Source organism: Thalassotalea castellviae (assembly GCF_031846185.1).
Lineage (GTDB): Bacteria > Pseudomonadota > Gammaproteobacteria > Enterobacterales > Alteromonadaceae > Thalassotalea_H > Thalassotalea_H castellviae.
Map to the genome: position 1 here is coordinate 302,697 of NZ_JAVRIF010000004.1, position 16,556 is coordinate 319,252.

At 37.9% G+C, this 16,556-nt stretch carries 14 protein-coding genes and 1 tRNA gene; 7 read left to right on the plus strand and 8 right to left on the minus strand.

Going from position 1 to position 16,556, the window contains the following annotated elements:
- The first annotated feature begins 226 nt into the window (after positions 1-226).
- From RM573_RS10005 to RM573_RS10020, 4 genes are read left to right on the plus strand one after another with little or no spacing between them, the layout of a single operon-like run.
- Positions 227-1,579, plus strand: a complete 1,353-nt coding sequence (locus RM573_RS10005; protein ID WP_311581131.1) for an MFS transporter — start codon at positions 227-229, stop codon at positions 1,577-1,579.
- Positions 1,580-1,587: 8 nt separating this feature from the next.
- Entirely contained in the window at positions 1,588-3,957 is a 2,370-nt protein-coding gene (locus tag RM573_RS10010; protein WP_311581134.1) for a GH36-type glycosyl hydrolase domain-containing protein, read from the plus strand.
- 1 nt (position 3,958) lies between these two features.
- Entirely contained in the window at positions 3,959-4,498 is a 540-nt protein-coding gene (locus tag RM573_RS10015; RefSeq protein WP_311581137.1) for a gluconokinase, read from the plus strand.
- Complete coding sequence (locus tag RM573_RS10020; protein ID WP_311581139.1) at positions 4,495-5,265, plus strand: sugar-binding protein; 771 nt, start codon at positions 4,495-4,497, stop codon at positions 5,263-5,265. Before RM573_RS10015 ends, RM573_RS10020 begins: the two co-directional genes overlap by 4 nt.
- Before the next feature lie 69 nt (positions 5,266-5,334).
- Here the strand turns inward: RM573_RS10020 and RM573_RS10025 are convergent, their stop codons facing one another.
- Positions 5,335-6,081: a TIGR00266 family protein gene (locus RM573_RS10025; RefSeq protein WP_311581143.1), complete on the minus strand. Its 747-nt coding sequence runs from the start codon at positions 6,079-6,081 to the stop codon at positions 5,335-5,337.
- Between the two features lie 270 nt (positions 6,082-6,351).
- On the opposite strand from RM573_RS10025, the gene RM573_RS10030 reads away from it, so the two are divergent.
- The gene (locus RM573_RS10030) at positions 6,352-6,987 is read left to right on the plus strand and encodes a thiol:disulfide interchange protein DsbA/DsbL (RefSeq protein ID WP_311581146.1); all 636 of its coding nucleotides are present in this window, start codon (positions 6,352-6,354) and stop codon (positions 6,985-6,987) included.
- A gap of 85 nt (positions 6,988-7,072) precedes the next feature.
- Here the strand turns inward: RM573_RS10030 and RM573_RS10035 are convergent, their stop codons facing one another.
- Genes RM573_RS10035 through RM573_RS10050 form a run of 4 tightly spaced genes read right to left on the minus strand, consistent with a single transcriptional unit; the run spans position 7,073 to position 10,925 of the window.
- Complete coding sequence (locus RM573_RS10035; RefSeq protein ID WP_311581149.1) at positions 7,073-8,692, minus strand: amidohydrolase family protein; 1,620 nt, start codon at positions 8,690-8,692, stop codon at positions 7,073-7,075.
- Positions 8,693-8,743: 51 nt separating this feature from the next.
- A complete protein-coding gene (locus RM573_RS10040; RefSeq protein ID WP_311581152.1) occupies positions 8,744-10,003 on the minus strand; it encodes a DEAD/DEAH box helicase in 1,260 nt (419 codons plus the stop codon).
- Between the two features lie 4 nt (positions 10,004-10,007).
- Positions 10,008-10,415 carry a DUF2750 domain-containing protein gene (locus tag RM573_RS10045; protein WP_311581192.1) on the minus strand — a complete coding sequence of 136 codons (408 nt, stop codon included), beginning with the start codon at positions 10,413-10,415 and terminating at the stop codon, positions 10,008-10,010.
- Between the two features lie 33 nt (positions 10,416-10,448).
- Positions 10,449-10,925 carry an acyl-CoA thioesterase gene (locus tag RM573_RS10050; RefSeq protein ID WP_311581155.1) on the minus strand — a complete coding sequence of 159 codons (477 nt, stop codon included), beginning with the start codon at positions 10,923-10,925 and terminating at the stop codon, positions 10,449-10,451.
- 202 nt (positions 10,926-11,127) lie between these two features.
- Here RM573_RS10050 and RM573_RS10055 point away from each other — a divergent pair, with 202 nt between their 5' ends.
- Together RM573_RS10055 and RM573_RS10060 are read left to right on the plus strand one after the other, a co-directional pair.
- Positions 11,128-13,533, plus strand: a complete 2,406-nt coding sequence (locus RM573_RS10055) for a DUF748 domain-containing protein (RefSeq protein WP_311581157.1) — start codon at positions 11,128-11,130, stop codon at positions 13,531-13,533.
- Positions 13,534-13,544: 11 nt separating this feature from the next.
- Positions 13,545-13,991: a YaiI/YqxD family protein gene (locus tag RM573_RS10060; protein WP_311581160.1), complete on the plus strand. Its 447-nt coding sequence runs from the start codon at positions 13,545-13,547 to the stop codon at positions 13,989-13,991.
- 14 nt (positions 13,992-14,005) lie between these two features.
- Here the strand turns inward: RM573_RS10060 and RM573_RS10065 are convergent, their stop codons facing one another.
- The 3 genes from RM573_RS10065 to RM573_RS10075 form a co-directional block, all read right to left on the minus strand.
- On the minus strand, positions 14,006-15,430 hold the full coding sequence (locus RM573_RS10065; RefSeq protein ID WP_311581163.1) for a DEAD/DEAH box helicase: 1,425 nt from the start codon (positions 15,428-15,430) through the stop codon (positions 14,006-14,008).
- A 77-nt stretch (positions 15,431-15,507) separates the two neighbouring features.
- Positions 15,508-16,191 (minus strand): response regulator transcription factor, encoded by a 684-nt coding sequence (locus RM573_RS10070; protein WP_311581166.1) that lies wholly within the window; start codon positions 16,189-16,191, stop codon positions 15,508-15,510.
- 244 nt (positions 16,192-16,435) lie between these two features.
- Positions 16,436-16,520: transfer RNA gene (locus RM573_RS10075), tRNA-Tyr, on the minus strand.
- Positions 16,521-16,556 lie beyond the last annotated feature (36 nt).

The following is a 16,556-nucleotide window of genomic DNA, read 5'->3' on the forward strand; positions in this document are numbered from 1 at the left end:
ATGTTCATATTATCGTCAATCATTATTTTACTGATTATTGTTAAATAAATCGTAACTAATTGTAATTTATATACAAAATAAATTCACATAAAATATGTGATTTATGAATTTACTGTGACTTTTAAGAAAATGGTCTCATTTTTTAATTATCATTTGTAAGCGCTTTCATTTTAAGATAGTTTAATAATAAGGCTAAAAACTAACAAAAACGAAAAGGTCTATTGCAATGGAAAAGTTAACATTAAAGGAAAAAGTCGGTTATGCATGCGGGGATGTTGCCTCTAATTTTTACTGGCGTGTATTCGATGTTTTTCTCTTTATTTTTTATACCGACGTCTTTGGTTTACACCCTGCTGCCGTTGGTACCATGATGTTAGTAACGCGACTCATTGATGCTTTTTCTGATCCGTTAATGGGGGCATTAGCCGATCGTACTCAAACTAAGTTTGGTAAATTTCGCCCATATCTGCTGTGGGGTATCATTCCCATTGCCGCAGCAGGCGTTTTAACCTTTACCGTCCCAGATCTCGATGACAGTGGTAAATTGATGTGGGCGTATGCAACCTATATTTTTATGATGTTAGCCTATACCTTTATAAATGTCCCTTATGGTGCATTATTAGGCGTTGTAACGGGCAACAGCCAAGACAGAACCACGTTAACAAGCTTTCGTTTTATTGGTGCTTTTTCTGGCGGAAGTTTAGTTGCTTACCTGACACCAAAATTAGTGGAATATTTTGGTCAAGGTAATGAAGCATTTGGCTGGCAATTAACCATGGGACTTTATGGTGGTGTAGCAGCGATTTTATTTTTTATCACTTTTCTAAGCACTAAAGAGCGTATCGCGCCAATAAAAGAACAGAAAACGCCTATTTTACAAGACATAAAAGATTTAACTCAAAATAAGCCTTGGTTAATTTTATTCAGCCTTGCTCTTATCATCATGATGACAATTACGCTTCGAGGAAGTACCGGCACTTTTTATTTTAAATATTTCGTTGAACGAGAAGATCTCATCGGCAGTTTTTCTTTTGCTTACATGATTGCCTTAGCCGTCGGCGCTGCTTCAACACCGCTTATGACTAAGTTTATCGATAAACGCCGACTGTTAATGATCTTAATGAGTGTTGTCACTGTACTGTCAATTGCGTTTTATTTTGTCCCGAAAGAACAAATTATGTTGATGTACATATTACAAATCGCCATAGGTTTTACCTTAGGACCAAAGTCGCCACTAGTATTTTCTATGTATGCAGACACGGCAGATTTTTCTGAGTGGAAGCATGGTAGACGTGCCACCGCGATGGTTTTTTCTGCCGCAGCATTCGCACAAAAATTAGGAGGAGCAATCGCAGGAGCCATGATTGGTTGGTTACTAGCATCAATGGGCTATATTGCTAATCAAGTACAGAGTCATGACTCTCAAACCGGCATTATTTTATTAATGACGTTAATTCCTGCGGGATTTGCCGCCCTTTCTGTGTTTGTCGTCAGGTTTTATGCCTTGTCTGATAGCGCAGTAATCGATATTCAACACGATTTAGCACAACGTAAATCAACGACCAAAGTAAGTGAGTAAGAGTAACAATGTTCCAACATGATTTTGTCAACCAACGTGTTGATATTCGCGACCCTATCGGCATGTCAAAAGCCAGTGGCTTTTTGTGGAATAAAAATATGATGATTCACATGAATTGTCGCGGTTATGCTGTTGCCCAGTTTATGCAACCTGAACCGAGTAAGTACTCTCACGCACTGAATATGGAAGCAAAAACATTTATGCAACCTGAGCAAAGCTATTTTGCTCATCATAGCGGTCGATTTTTTTACATTAAATGTTTAGATTCTGGCGAGCTTTTCTCCATTCCCTACGAACCTGTTCGCGCTAAACTTGATTCTTTTAATTTTTCTGTGGGTAAAGACAACCTAATTTGGCGCGTTAACCATTTAGAGCTAGAAATTCAGCTAACGCTTTCTTTGCCAAAAAATGATGTTACAGAGATGTGGGAACTTAGCGTTATTAGCCATAGCAATAAAACTAGAAACATTGCTATTTATCCATATTTTTCTGTTGGTTATATGTCGTGGATGAACCAATCAGCTGCATTTGATACTAACCTAAATGGCATTATTGCCAGTAGTATAACGCCGTATCAAAAAGTTGAAGATTACTTCAAAAACCAACATTTGAAAGACAAAACCTTTTTATTATCTAAACATCAACCAACTAGTTGGTGTGCCAATCAACCAACTTTTGAAGGCGAAGGCGGTTTACATAATCCAGATGCCTTACAATTAAAGCAACTGCCGCAACGAGACGCACTTTACCAAACCCCTGTAGCTTCGTTGCAATTTAATCATCAAATAAATTGCCAGGAGCAAGTCCAACATCAATTTCTATTTGGTCCAGCAAAAGATGATACTGAAATCGCTCAAATTAAAGAAAAGTACTTTGGACAACAAGATAGTTTCAACAAAGCACACCTTGATTACCAAAATTACTTAGCGCAAAGTCATGGCAGTATTCAAATAAACTCGCCGGATAAAGCATTCAACGAATTTATAAATCATTGGCTACCAAGACAAGTATTTTATCATGGTGATGTAAATAGGCTATCTACAGATCCGCAAACGAGGAATTATTTGCAAGACGCCATGGGGATGGCGTTTATTTCGCCAGAAAAAACAAAACAGGCATTAATTACAGCCCTGTCTCAACAAACAATTTCAGGCGCAATGCCCGACGGCATATTACTTCATGAACAGGCGGAACTAAAATACATTAACTTAGTACCACATAGCGACCATGGTATCTGGCTAACCCTTTGTTTAAACTGTTATTTAAATGAAACGAACGACGCTGATATTTTAACAACGGTTATTCCTTTTGCCGATTCAGCACAATGTTTACCGCTGATTGACCATATCAACCTAACACTGGATCATTTACTCAATGCCCGAAATGAATTGGGGTTAAGTTATATCGAACAGGGTGATTGGTGCGACCCTATGAATATGGTAGGTTACAAAGGCAAAGGGGTTTCTGCTTGGCTAACCGTAGCTACCGCATATTCTTTAAAAGTTTGGTGTGATATTTGTCAACATCACCAAATCAATCAAACAAAAATACCAGAGTATTTAGCGGCGATAACTAAGTTAAATACCGCCATGAACACCCATTTTTGGGATGGTAAATGGTATGCCAGAGGCATTAATGACGAAGGCATTGCTTTTGGTGTGTCAAACGATGAAGAAGGCAAGATATATTTAAATCCTCAAACGTGGGCCATGTTAAGTGGTGCCGCTGATCAAAAACAACAGCAAGCCATGATAACGGCAATCGACGACAACTTAGCAACCCCCTTTGGTATCATGATGCTAGCGCCAAGTTATACCAAAATGAACGAAAACATCGGTCGCCTCACTCAAAAGTTTCCTGGAGTCTCTGAAAATGGCTCGGTTTATAATCATGCTGCCGCATTTTACGCTTATAGTCTTTATCAAAATAATCAATCCGATAAAGCCTTCGATGTTTTAAAAAAAATGCTTCCTTCTCAAGATGATGCTACTGAGCGCCAGCAGTTACCTACTTTTGTTCCTAACTACTATCGCGGTGCTTACTATCAATTGCCTGAGGTAGCGGGTAGATCGAGTCAATTATTTAATACCGGTACAGTGGCTTGGTATTATCGCTGTATTATTGAAGAACTCTGTGGCTTAAAAGGTCAAGCGGGTACGCTTATTATCACACCTAAACTGCCTGCTCATTGGGCAACATTAACAGTAAGACGTGAATATTTAGGCGCCACTTTTGTTGTCGATTACACCAAAAGTGATCAAGCGAATAGCACGAAAATAGTCATTGATGGCCAACCATCGCCAAGCAATATTGTGTCTAATATTGCGAAAGGTCAAACGTATCACATCAAGGTAATTATAGGGAATAGCGAGAATTAATATGCCAGCACAATTAATATTAGTGATGGGTGTCAGCGGTACTGGAAAATCAACCATTGCTAAAGCATTGGCTGAACAACTCGATTTTACTTATCTTGATGCCGATGATTTTCATAATGAGCAAGCTAAAAAAATGATGGCTGATGGACAACCAATTAATGATGACATTCGACAAGCATGGATCACTCGTATATTGTTATTTCTAGCCGATGAGCATCATAGCAAAACTCGTTTTGTGCTTGCTTATTCAGGCTTGAAAAAATCGCAACGACAACGCTTTCAGCATTTAGAAAGCCAATTAAATGGCATTTTTTTATATGGCGATTCTTCCGTGATAGCACAACGATTATCGAATCGTTCTGGGCATTTTTTTTCAACCACGTTATTAGACAGTCAATTTGAAGCACTTGAGTTACCTGTTGAAAATAGCGACGAAAATATCGCGCTCATCGATATTAACCAACCAGTCGATAATATTCTCAACCAAGCAAAACGCGTTATTGCTTTACAACAAGTGACACCACAGAGAAATTCCGCATGAAATCAATACTTGCCTTGATCACACTCATTTATTTATTTACTTCACCACAGGCTTTAGCGATGAAAGTGCCAAAAGCTAAAACCTCTGTGGTGATAGACGGACAATCATCAGATCTTGCCTGGCAACAAGGTCAATGGCATGCATTGTCTGAACTAATTGTTGGCAGCCAACCAAGTAAAACAGACTTTTCAGGGCGCTTTAAAATGGTGTGGGATAAGAAGAAGCTCTATCTTTTAGTTGAGATCACAGATGATGTTCTTTTTGATCAACACGCGAATCCATTGCATTTTTATTGGGACGATGACTGCATAGAAATATTTATTGATGAAGATGCCTCCGGTGGTGATCATCAATTTAATTTCAATGCATTTGCATATCACGTGGCATTAGATAACCAAGTCGTTGATATTGGTTATAAAAAAGCAGATGGTTCACCAGATTTTTTAACACTAAATAACCATATATCAAATAAATGGCAAAGAAATGCACACGCGCCATATGTAATGACCTGGGAACTTGCCATAGATGTTTATGATGATAGTTTTACTTACCAAACCATTGGTCATAAGAAAGAACTTATTGGAAAACCAGTTAAATTATTTAACGGTAAGAAGCTCGGTTTTATGCTCGCATACTGTGACAACGATGGCAGTAAAGTACGGGAACACTTTATCGGCTCGACCCCGATAACCCCCGTAAACGGTGATAAAAATTTAGGTTATATTACCGCTGATGTTTTCGAGACAATTGAATTAGTTGAAGAATAAAGATTACGAACTAAAACTATATGGCTCAAAATCATTATTTTGAGCCATTATATATATTGTCAGATAATTTTATTCGCCCTGATTACTACCGCCAATTTGCGGAGCATGTTGAATAATGCGATCGGCTAAACGAGAAAACGGTAAACTTTGGATCCAAACACTGCCATGACCACTTAACGTCGCCATAAAAAATCCTTCACCACCAAAAAACATACTTTTTAAGCCTTTGGTCATTTCTATGCTGTATTCAATTCCGTCACTAAAAGCAACTAAGCAGCCCGTATCTAAACGTAGTGTTTCACCATTGAGTTTTTTTTCAACCACTGTTCCTCCAGCATGAACAAAAGCCATACCATCGCCAGATAAATGCTGCAAAATAAATCCTTCGCCACCAAAAAAGCCACTACCTAAACGTCGATTAAAAGCGATATCCACTTGAGTACCTAAAGCTGCACATAAAAATGAATCTTTTTGGCAAGTGATACTACCACCCATTTCAGCTAAATTAATCGCAATAATTGACCCTGGAAATGGCGCAGCAAAAGCCACTTTTCTTTTACCGGGCACTTGACTCGTGAAGTGTGTCATAAATACAGACTCACCCGTGAGCATGCGTTTTCCAACTGAAAATAGTTTGCCGACAAAACCTTGATCTACTTTAGAGCCATCTCCCATTTTTGCTTCAAAATCAATGCCGTCTTCCATGTAGTTCATCGCACCCGCTTCTGCTATCACGGTTTCGCCTTGATCAAGTTCTACCTCAACCATTTGCATTGATTGACCAATTATTTCGTAATCTATTTCATGGCTTTTCATGTTATTTCCTTATTATTGAATCAACATTAATGTAGCAGAATAAAGTCATTTGAACACAAGCAATATCACCAGATAATAATTTTTTACAATTTCAATCGAACTGTTCAGCGAGTATTAAGGTCTATTGTGACAATAATAAACGCGCTTGATAATGTTACTTATTTATTTAAGGTGATATCATCATGCCAACATTTAAGCTCGCATGCATATCGAGTGAAAACAGAACGAATACCAAATTAATACCAAACTACAACAAAGAGTAACTATTTTATGAAAAAACTTTTCATTGCCTTTTTTGCCATCGCCTTTATGCCTTTATTAGCTAATGCTGCTAAATATGAGGAAGGTAAACATTATCAAGTGATCCCTGGACAAGCGACAAACAAGCCAGAAGTTCGCGAATACTTTTCATATTACTGCCCTGCTTGTCGTGGTTTTGAAGCTTATTTAGGCGACATTGAAAAAAGCTTACCGACAGGTACTAAATTAAATAAAACCCACGTTGATTTTATGGGCGCGTCTTCTCCAGACATTCAATTTATGTTGAGTAAAGGATTAGTTGTGGCAGAAAAAATGGGCATTGCTAAACAATTTAATGCGGAAGTCTTTAACTATATTCAAACCAAACGTGAAGTAGTAACTAGCGAAGCCGATGTACGCAAAATATTTATTGCTGCAGGTGGCGACGGCGCTAAGTTTGATAAAGGCATGAAAAGCTTCTCTCTTGTCAGTAAAGCAAAGCGCAATAAGAAAATACAAGACAAATTATCTCAAGGCCGTTATGTAAAAAGTGTTCCTACTTTTGTTGTAAACGGTAAATACGTGATCAATTCAAAAGAACTGGATCCTAAAAACTTCCTTGAAGAATATAAAAACATTATCGCGTACTTATTAACATTGAAATAAGGCCACGAAAATTCCTGATAAAAACGCCAGAGCTTATCTCTGGCGTTTTTGTTTGACTAACTACTTTTTATCAATTTTTATTGAATTAAAAAGCAGCAAAACATTCTATTTCAACTTTGGCATTTAACGCTAAGCCGCTAGCAGCAAAAGCACTTCGAGTAGGTAAAGATGTTGTGAAATATGACTTATAAATATCACTGGCTTTCGACCAATCATTAATATCCGCTAACATTAACGTACATTTTGTTAAATCGGCCATGGCTAAATTGTATTCTTGTAGAACATAACCTATGTTTTTCATGGTTTGATGCATTTGCGCATCAATCGTTTCACCTGCCAATGCCATTGTGCCGGGTAAATTACCAATTTGCCCCGACATCCATAACGTGCCCGCAGCTTTTTTTGCCGGAATAAAAGGCAGTCTAGGATCTGCTCCTCGATAAATAAATTGACCGTTTTTTATCACATGTGCAATTGAATTCAATGCCGATAAATCTTCGCTTGGATTTTCGTGATAAATAACTAAGTTCGCTATTTTATTTTTTTCAATAGAACCGTATTCATTTTCAATACCAATTACTTCAGCACCGTGAATCGTTGCCGCTTGTAAAGACTCAAACGGCGTTAAGCCTGCATCTTTAACTAATAATGTTAGTTCGTGATAAAGCTGTACTTCATCATCGCTAAACGCGTCAGTTCCTGCCGCAATCTTAATGCCTTTTTCATGTGATAAACGGGTCAGCATTTTTGCATGTTGATAACGTTTTTCATTATTTTTAGATGCATTTTTTCGTTTTTCAAAGACCGTAAGAGTTGCATCCAAAATAGTTTCTTTAAGCTTCATGTGTGTTAAAAGCGCAGTATATGCATCAGCATTATTTGAGCGTTTTTCTTGTTCTTTATTAGGGTCAATATTCTTTCGGCGCCAATTTTCATAATTATCGATAATTTCTGCCGCTAAATCGGGCGCATGCGAAATAGTTTCAACTCCGCCAGCAATGGCTTCACTTGGTTTAGCAGGACCAACATAAGCGTGAGACCACACTTTTAACTGATATTTTTTTGCTGCTTTTGACAGTTTATTCATAAGGTGACCGGGCACTTTTGCATATATTTTTATACCCGTAGCCCCCGTACCTTTCGCCATCAACATTACTTGGTCAAGATCAGTGTCATCATCAACCGCTTTCATCCAAGGTGTATTTCCAGATTCCATACCTTTTGCAGAAGAAACCGTACGCGGATCAGCAAAAAATTCAGCGCCACCAATAATGACAGAGTAGTAAATATCAGGGGATTGTATTTGATCGAGCATTGCTCTACGCGCAAGTGAATTTAAAGCTCGGGTATCACCTCCCATATCACGTACTGAAGTCACACCACCACGAAGAAGTGTTCTTAATCTTTTTCTCGAGTCTCTATCATTATCAAAACCATCAGGATCAGTTGCATGATGAACATGGCTATCAATCAACCCCGGTGAAATATATTTATCTGTCATATCAAAAACAATCGCATGCTCAGGAAGAATTAACGAGCCTTGCTCACCGACATTGACTATGTGCTTATCTTTGATAACGATGGTTTGTTGGTGTTTGACAGCAAGTTTTTTGACATCGAGGACATTAATATTTTTTAATACTATTGTTTGAGAGATAGCTTGATGTGTAATGAAAAGTAACACAGCACTAATAAATCGATTCATATGTATTCCTATCTTAATTATTTTTATACGTTTTAATGTCTCGGGAATTTTTTATCGACGCTGAAAGTTACGCTTTTTATGGGCTTTTTTATCTGAAGATTTATCGCCAAAAGCTTTCTTTCTCGCGCGTTGCTTTTCTTTGCCTTTACTGAGCTTTTTCATCACCGCTTCGGTTTTCGTTAAATCGGGTTCATAACCTGGAAACCATTGTTGTAATAGGCGTCCATCTAACACCTCTTCAACGGCTTTTAACAGCCATTCTTCACTTGGCGCCATTAACGAAATAGCAAGTCCTTCTTTACCTGCTCTACCCGTACGGCCTATGCGATGAATATAGTCTTCTGCAACGTAAGGCAATTCAAAATTGATCACGACATTTAAGTCATGAATATCAATACCTCGAGCGGCAACATCGGTAGCCACCAATGCTCTCGTTTTTCCGGCTTTAAATTCAGCTAGAGCACGCTCTCTTGCCCCTTGCGATTTATCACCATGAATCGATTGCGTTTTAATACCGTCTTTGCACATTTCTTTGGCAAGCTCGTCAGCACCTTGTTTGGTGCGCGTAAATATAAGCACTTGTTGCCAATTTTTTGAACCAATTAAAAAAGAGGTTAATTCACGTTTTCGATCTAAATCTACGGTATAAACTATTTGTTCAACTTTAGCAGCTGCTTGATTTCGTTCACCTATTTCTATGCGTAAAGGATCGGTCAATAAATGTTTACTAAGTGTATAAATGGCATCATCAAATGTGGCTGAAAACAATAAAGTTTGTCGTGTAATTGGCAGACGATTTAGAATCCGATCTATTTCATCTTTAAAGCCTAAATCAAGCATGCGGTCGGCTTCATCAAAGACGATGCACTCAAGCTCAGTGAGCGCTAATGACCCTTTTATGAGGTGATCAAGCAAGCGTCCGGGTGTCGCCACTAATACGTCTGCACCTTTATTAAGCGCATCAACTTGCGGATTAATACTGACACCACCATAGGCAACGGCAATATTTAATGAAGTGTTTTCAGCATAGCCAACAAAACTTTTATACACTTGTTGTGCAAGCTCACGCGTAGGCGTTAACACTAAAGCGCGAACAGGACGATGTTCGGGCACATTTTCACTGAGTATTTGCAAAATTGGCAAAGCAAACGCGGCTGTTTTACCTGTGCCGGTTTGCGCTCCAGCCATAATATCTTTTTTCGCTAAGATTGCTGGAATAGCTTGTTGTTGAATTGGAGTAGGCGAACTATACCCTAATGATTTAACGGCATCAGTGAGGGTTTTATCTAAGGCAAAATCAGAGAAATTCATTTGCTTACTTTGACCTTTCCTGAGCTTGTTTTTGCTGTTGTGTTTTTAAAGCATCTTCAAGTTCATCTGGGTAAAACACTAAACCTTGTTCATCTTGGTTTGGAAACACCACAATAGCTAATTCGTCATCGGCCAAGCCATGCGACCATCGACTAAACCATTTATTTAACGAAATAGCTTCAGTTTGACAATCTTGCCATTCTTGAGATATCCAAGAGGCGGCAAAGGCTTCATTCGGCCAAACAGGAATACAGTCTTCATCATCAGTGGTGAGCATCACACAACCATGCTCATCTTTTAAAATCCAAATTTGCTGATTAGCAACCGCTTCCTTTATAAAATATTTTGCGCGTTGTTCGTCGTCATATTTTAAAATACTTTCAATTTGATTTTTATCTATCGCCTGTGCCATCGGCTTTCCTAAAGTGGCTGAATTACTCAACGGCTATTCTACAAAAATTTGCATCTCTTCGCCGATTTGTTTGCGCATTTCCATCAATTTTTTTGCTGACTCGTGTTGTTTAATGTCAGCGGCAGTCTCTGGGATCCACTCTGGAATAGCTATTTTTTGTCCGTGTTCATCAACAGCAACCATAATGACTATACAATGAGTTGTTTTTCTTCGATTTAATGATTTTGGATCACAAGCGTTTACTTCTAGGGCGATATGCATTGAAGAATTACCCGTTAAAATAACTTTTGCTTCTACTTCTACTAAACTGCCAACATGAATAGGTGAAACAAAACGAATGCCACCTGCATACGCGGTAACGCAATAACGACCACTCCAGCCTGCCGCACAAGCGTAAGCGGCTAAATCAATCCATTTCATTACCGCGCCACCATGGACTTTGCCGCCAAAATTTACATCTTGTGGCTCGGCTAAAAATCGTAAAGTGACATCACGTTGTGGTTTATTCATCTTGTTTTCTCTTTTAGTTAATCTAATCAAATAATACTAGTAGCTCAGTACAGCACAAACTATTCCAACCGTCTTGTTAAATTGGTATCGTGATATCCGCTAGATAAATCAATAACATTTAGAGTAAACTATCAAATATCAACAGATAATCACAATTCTTTAAGCACCAAGACTGTGCACTTGCAACAATTCGGACTTATCAATGAAACGATTCACCTACATTACGCTAAAAGTGTTAGCGGCTTTTCTCTTTATTCTTTACCTTTCCGTGTGGCTTGTTTCACCAATAGTTAGTAGCCATTTTATTCAAAAAAACATCAACCAATTCGATTTAATATTAAATGAACACAGTAGTGTTCGTTATAACCCTTTTATTTCGCAAATCAAAATTGAAGATTTTACGCTAGAGAAAGCCAATAAAACGGTGTTAGCAATCGACAAATTAACGATTGAAATGAACCTATTGCAATTAATTTTCGATAAAGTGCATATCAAATCCGTGATCGCCGATGGTATACATGGTGGCATATCCGTCGATGGCGAGAACGTAACAATCGCAGGAGTGTCATTATCACAAGCAGCTGATAAACCTTCTGCTGAGCAACCTTCTGAGCCTCAGAGTCCAAAGTCATCAAGCTCTAATACAGCAAAAGCCTATCAGTTAGTGATGCCGCTTTTATCAATCAAAAACAGTAACATTGATGTTTTGTATAATAATCAAGCATTAGAGTTTGAAATCAATGACCTTAAAATTGAGGATTTAGTAGCAGATCAACAAGCACAATCGGCTAGTTTAGTTGCTGACATTAGCTTTGCTGATTCAAAAGTAAACATTAACGCAGATGCTCAGTTAATTAATGGCCAAGGTGAAATCAACAGTGATCTTGATATTTCAAAATTCGACTTATCGTCCGTTCAACCTTGGCTGCCTGAAAACATTGAAAATTTAACAGGGTTAATCTCGTTTAAAAGTCAACAAAAGTTGTTAATTAATGATAATAATCAACAACTTGAACTTGCAGATATTACCCTCACGCTGACTGAACTTGCTACGGTAAATAACAAAGTACAACTTTATGTAGAGCATTCATTAGCTCAATTTTCAAATATTGATGTGAAGTTATCCAATGACCAGCCACCAACAGTTACTGCGAAGGGCCAGTTTGAAGCAGCGAATATCGAGATTATTAATGCTGAGCACCCTCAGTTATTAGTTGCTTCAGTGACAAATATTGCTATTAACACCATTGATCTCGCTACACTTGAAGCCATTCCAACTGTCACACTAAATGCGATAACGGTGAAAGACGCTGTTATTTCTCAAGATAATCAAATTGACTTACCGCCATTAACGCAATTTAGTCAACTATTTGTCGATAACTTGATAGTGTCTCAGCAGGCTGCTGATATAAATACGATCACCTTGTCAGATTTAAAAGTCGACGCCCAGATAAACGCTGACAAAGTATTAACAAGCTTATTACCAATTCAGAGTGTCCAAGCAGTTGAAAAATCGGCAACGGATAGCGATACACCACCAGAAGTAGAATCAACAGAGCAAAGTCAAAAAACAGTCTTTGATTTTAGTTTAAATGATTTTCATTTGATGAATAACGCAAAAATCAATTTTAAAGATCACAGCGTCAAGCCTGCTTTTCAACAAGAATTTACAATAGAAGAATTACAGTTTAATCAGTTAAATTCTCGTCACCCTGAACTTGAAAGTACGTTAAAACTGCGTGGCAAAAATAATCGATATGCACACTTTGATTTTAACAGCGTAATGCAACCATTTGTTGAACAGCCTTACTATGCTTTAAAAGGTGGGATCAACGAAGTCAGTTTACCTGCGGTCTCGTCATATATTAAAAATGCGTTGAGTTTTGAAATAAAAACTGGCCAGCTAGATTTCAACATAGATACTAAATTAACCGGCGACAAAATTTCCGGTAACTCGAATATCTTATTACGTGGTTTTGATTTTACCGCCGCTGATGATCATGAAGCAGACTCACTTAAAGATCAAACGGCAATCCCTTTTTCAGTCGCATTAGGCATGTTGAAAGACAGTAAGGGGAATGTCGATTTATCATTGCCGATTTCTGGTAATACTAATGACCCTTCGTTCGGGCTCTCTGGATTCATGTCGTTATTAGTGAAGAAAGCAACTATGATGGCTGCTAAAGATTATCTGATGACCACCTTTGTACCTTATGCCAATGTGGTTAGTGTAGCGATGACTGCCGGTAAAATGTTACTGAAAGTTCGTTTCAATGATTTACCTTTCACGGCCACTCAATCTGAAATATCAAACGAACAGCAAACTTTTATCAAACAATTCGCGGCATTATTAAAAGATAAATCAGACACACAAGTGACTTTATGCCCTGTTGCAACTCCTGTCGATGTAGGTTTGAATGTTGGAGATAAAATAACTGATAGCAAACTCATAGATAAGCTACATCAACTGTCATTATTACGTGTTGAAAATTTTAAGCAGACAATCGTCGACGAATACAATATTGCCAGTTCAAGGTTGTTATTATGTACTCCGCAAATTGATAGTGCTAAAAATGCCCAACCACGCATTACGTTTAACGTAAATTAACAAGGATTATTATGAAAATTTGGGTAGACGCAGATGCTTGTCCGGTGGTGATTAAAGAAATCCTGTTTCGAGCCGCTGAACGAACGAACACGCCGACGACTTTACTTGCGAATCACTACTTAAAAACTCCGCCTTCTAAAGTTATTAGTTTTATTCAAGTCAGTGCTGGTTTTGATGTTGCCGATGATGAAATTGTCAAGCGTGCAAATAAAGATGATTTAGTTATTACTGCAGACATTCCGTTAGCGGCAGAAGTTATCGAAAAAGGCTGTATTGCCTTAAACCCAAGAGGTGAGCTTTATTCTGCCAGTAACATTAAGCAACGACTAAATATGCGTGACTTTATGGATACACTACGGTCAAGTGGTATTGAAACAGGGGGCGTTCCACCTATTAGCCAAAGCGATCGCCAAGCATTTGCTAATAATTTAGACAAGTGGTTGGCAAAACGAAAATAGCATCCTACGTGTTTTTAACGACTAGCCTTATATGGGTCAACCTTCTTTTTAGCCAAGTTAGTTGCCGGTTTAGACGTCGATTTAGTTGATGTTTGCTTGGCAGACTGTGGTTTTCTTCGACCTGGTTTTGTATTGCTATTTTCTCGCTTACTTGTATCGGTATGCTTTTTATTCTTACTTGGCGGCTTATTTCCCTTAGCGTTTGCCGCCGAACGTTGACCATCTTTATGTTCTGATTTATTCTCTTTTATTTTCTTCGGCTTTTTAGCTTTTAACGGTCGAATAGCTCGCGATGGTGGTAATTCATTTATTGCTTCAAATCCAGGTTCAACTTTACGGGTTATATGCTGTTGAATAACATATTCAATGTCTTGTAATTCTTTATGTTCATCCGCACACACTAATGAAATGGCATGACCTTCTGCTCCTGCACGACCTGTTCGGCCAATTCTATGAACATAATCTTCAGGTACGTTGGGTAATTCAAAATTAACGACCTGTGGAAGTTGGTCTATATCTAAGCCACGAGCAGCAATATCTGTGGCAACTAACACCCTTACTTCACCCGATTTAAAATTCGCTAAAGCCTTAGTGCGCGCGCCTTGGCTTTTATTGCCATGAATTGCCGCAGCATTAATGCCTTGCGATTCTAGATCACGGGTTAATTTATTCGCGCCATGCTTGGTTCGTGTGAAAATCAGTACTTGTTGCCAATTATTTTCTTTAATTAAATAACTGACTAACTTAGCTTTCTTCTTTTTATCCGTTGGAATAACAATTTGCTGTACTGTTTTTGCTGTAGTATTTTCAGGGCTCACAGAAATTTCAACTGGGTTATTGACTAACCCTTTGGCTAACGCTCTAATGTCGGGAGAAAATGTCGCAGAGAATAATAGATTTTGACGTTGTTGAGGCAGTAGTGCGATTATTTTTTTAATATCACGAATGAAGCCCATATCAAGCATTCTGTCAGCTTCATCAAGGACAAACATTTCAATTTGAGAAAACTTAATGGCATTTTGATTATATAGATCTAACAATCGACCGGGGGTAGCTACTAAAATATCCGCCCCTTGCCTCAAACGCATCATTTGAGGGTTAATTTTTACTCCACCAAACACTACCGCAGAAGTTAACGGTAACTCAGCACCATAAGTAGCAACACTTTCTGCGACTTGTGCCGCTAACTCTCTTGTGGGTGTTAATACTAATACTCGTGTGTGATTAGCTTTGGCTTTTTGACCTTTTATCAATAACTGTAAAATAGGTAAGGTAAAACCCGCTGTTTTTCCTGTACCTGTTTGTGCTGCAGCCATGACATCTTTACCCGATAGAACCGCAGGAATAGCTTGCGCTTGAATAGGTGATGGCTCTGTATAACCTTTCTTTTCAATAGCAGATAAAATTTTACTTGATAAGGCTAATGAGGAAAAACTCATATTGGTTCTCTTAGATGTTTAAATCGGTTGATTTTTTGCGGCGGTGAAGAATACAGTATAGTGTATTTTACTGCAATTTAATGTACTGGGTAGTTAAATTGATAGCCCTTAGACCTAACAGATTTAATTATTTGTTCAGATAAACCAACTCGCTTTAATTTCCGGCGAATTCTCGCTATTTTAATATCTATTGAGCGATCAATACCATTATAATCAGCGCCTTTTAATACTTTTAAAATCAATTGTCGTGAAACTATCTCACCTCGCTTTGTCGCAATAAAATAGAATAGTTCATATTCTTCTTGGGTCAGACGTAATGCTTGCCCTTCATAATAACAATCCGCATTATTTGGTTGAAATTCTATATCATCAAACAGTATCACTTGATTCACATCAATCGCTTTAGGTCGCACACCTAACCGTTTAATTCGTTGATAGAGTATTTCAAAAGGAGCTTTTTTATTGACATAATCATCAGCCCCTAAACCAAATGATGTAACTTCAGCTTCAATAGAATCAGACGCGGTTAAAAAAACAATGCCTCCTTGGTAGAACTCTCTAAGTTCTTGGCAAATTTCAAAACCATTTTTATCCGGTAAATTGATATCTAATAGAATAATATCGGGATTAACACTGATAACTTTTCTTATCGCAGCAGAGCCATTAAAAACCTGTGCAACTTCAAAACCTTTATTTTCTAATTGAACTTTTAAAGAAAAGGAAACCAAATTATCATCTTCAATGATGAGTACTTTTTTCATAAGGCATTATAGTAGTTATTTTATTTAGCCATTTATTCTTTAATCTTATACAGCTTTATTAATTGATCAATCTTTTCTAGTTAAATCCCAATATGTACTCGTTGAATTATCAGGTTTTTATTAAGTTAACTTACTGATAAGTTTATATTCTTAATAAATACATACTTTAAATTAAATGTATAAATTAAAGATAATATTCTATATATGAAAAAGCCCGCAGCTGTTGCTACGGGCTTTAGAATGATGGTGGAGGGAGGTGGATTCGAACCACCGAAGGCGGAGCCGTCAGATTTACAGTCTGATCCCTTTGGCCACTCGGGAACCCCTCCACAGGGACGAAAAGCCCGACATAATAGTCGAGCTTT

What these genes read in the sequence shown, in the direction of transcription:
- RM573_RS10005 (WP_311581131.1), top strand. Translation starts at nt 227, where the DNA reads ATGGAAAAGTTAACATTAAAGGAAAAAGTCGGTTATGCATGCGGGGAT.
- RM573_RS10010 (WP_311581134.1), top strand. Translation starts at nt 1,588, where the DNA reads ATGTTCCAACATGATTTTGTCAACCAACGTGTTGATATTCGCGACCCT.
- RM573_RS10015 (WP_311581137.1), top strand. Translation starts at nt 3,959, where the DNA reads ATGCCAGCACAATTAATATTAGTGATGGGTGTCAGCGGTACTGGAAAA.
- RM573_RS10020 (WP_311581139.1), top strand. Translation starts at nt 4,495, where the DNA reads ATGAAATCAATACTTGCCTTGATCACACTCATTTATTTATTTACTTCA.
- RM573_RS10025 (WP_311581143.1), bottom strand. Translation starts at nt 6,081, where the DNA reads ATGAAAAGCCATGAAATAGATTACGAAATAATTGGTCAATCAATGCAA.
- RM573_RS10030 (WP_311581146.1), top strand. Translation starts at nt 6,352, where the DNA reads ATGAAAAAACTTTTCATTGCCTTTTTTGCCATCGCCTTTATGCCTTTA.
- RM573_RS10035 (WP_311581149.1), bottom strand. Translation starts at nt 8,692, where the DNA reads ATGAATCGATTTATTAGTGCTGTGTTACTTTTCATTACACATCAAGCT.
- RM573_RS10040 (WP_311581152.1), bottom strand. Translation starts at nt 10,003, where the DNA reads ATGAATTTCTCTGATTTTGCCTTAGATAAAACCCTCACTGATGCCGTT.
- RM573_RS10045 (WP_311581192.1), bottom strand. Translation starts at nt 10,415, where the DNA reads ATGGCACAGGCGATAGATAAAAATCAAATTGAAAGTATTTTAAAATAT.
- RM573_RS10050 (WP_311581155.1), bottom strand. Translation starts at nt 10,925, where the DNA reads ATGAATAAACCACAACGTGATGTCACTTTACGATTTTTAGCCGAGCCA.
- RM573_RS10055 (WP_311581157.1), top strand. Translation starts at nt 11,128, where the DNA reads ATGAAACGATTCACCTACATTACGCTAAAAGTGTTAGCGGCTTTTCTC.
- RM573_RS10060 (WP_311581160.1), top strand. Translation starts at nt 13,545, where the DNA reads ATGAAAATTTGGGTAGACGCAGATGCTTGTCCGGTGGTGATTAAAGAA.
- RM573_RS10065 (WP_311581163.1), bottom strand. Translation starts at nt 15,430, where the DNA reads ATGAGTTTTTCCTCATTAGCCTTATCAAGTAAAATTTTATCTGCTATT.
- RM573_RS10070 (WP_311581166.1), bottom strand. Translation starts at nt 16,191, where the DNA reads ATGAAAAAAGTACTCATCATTGAAGATGATAATTTGGTTTCCTTTTCT.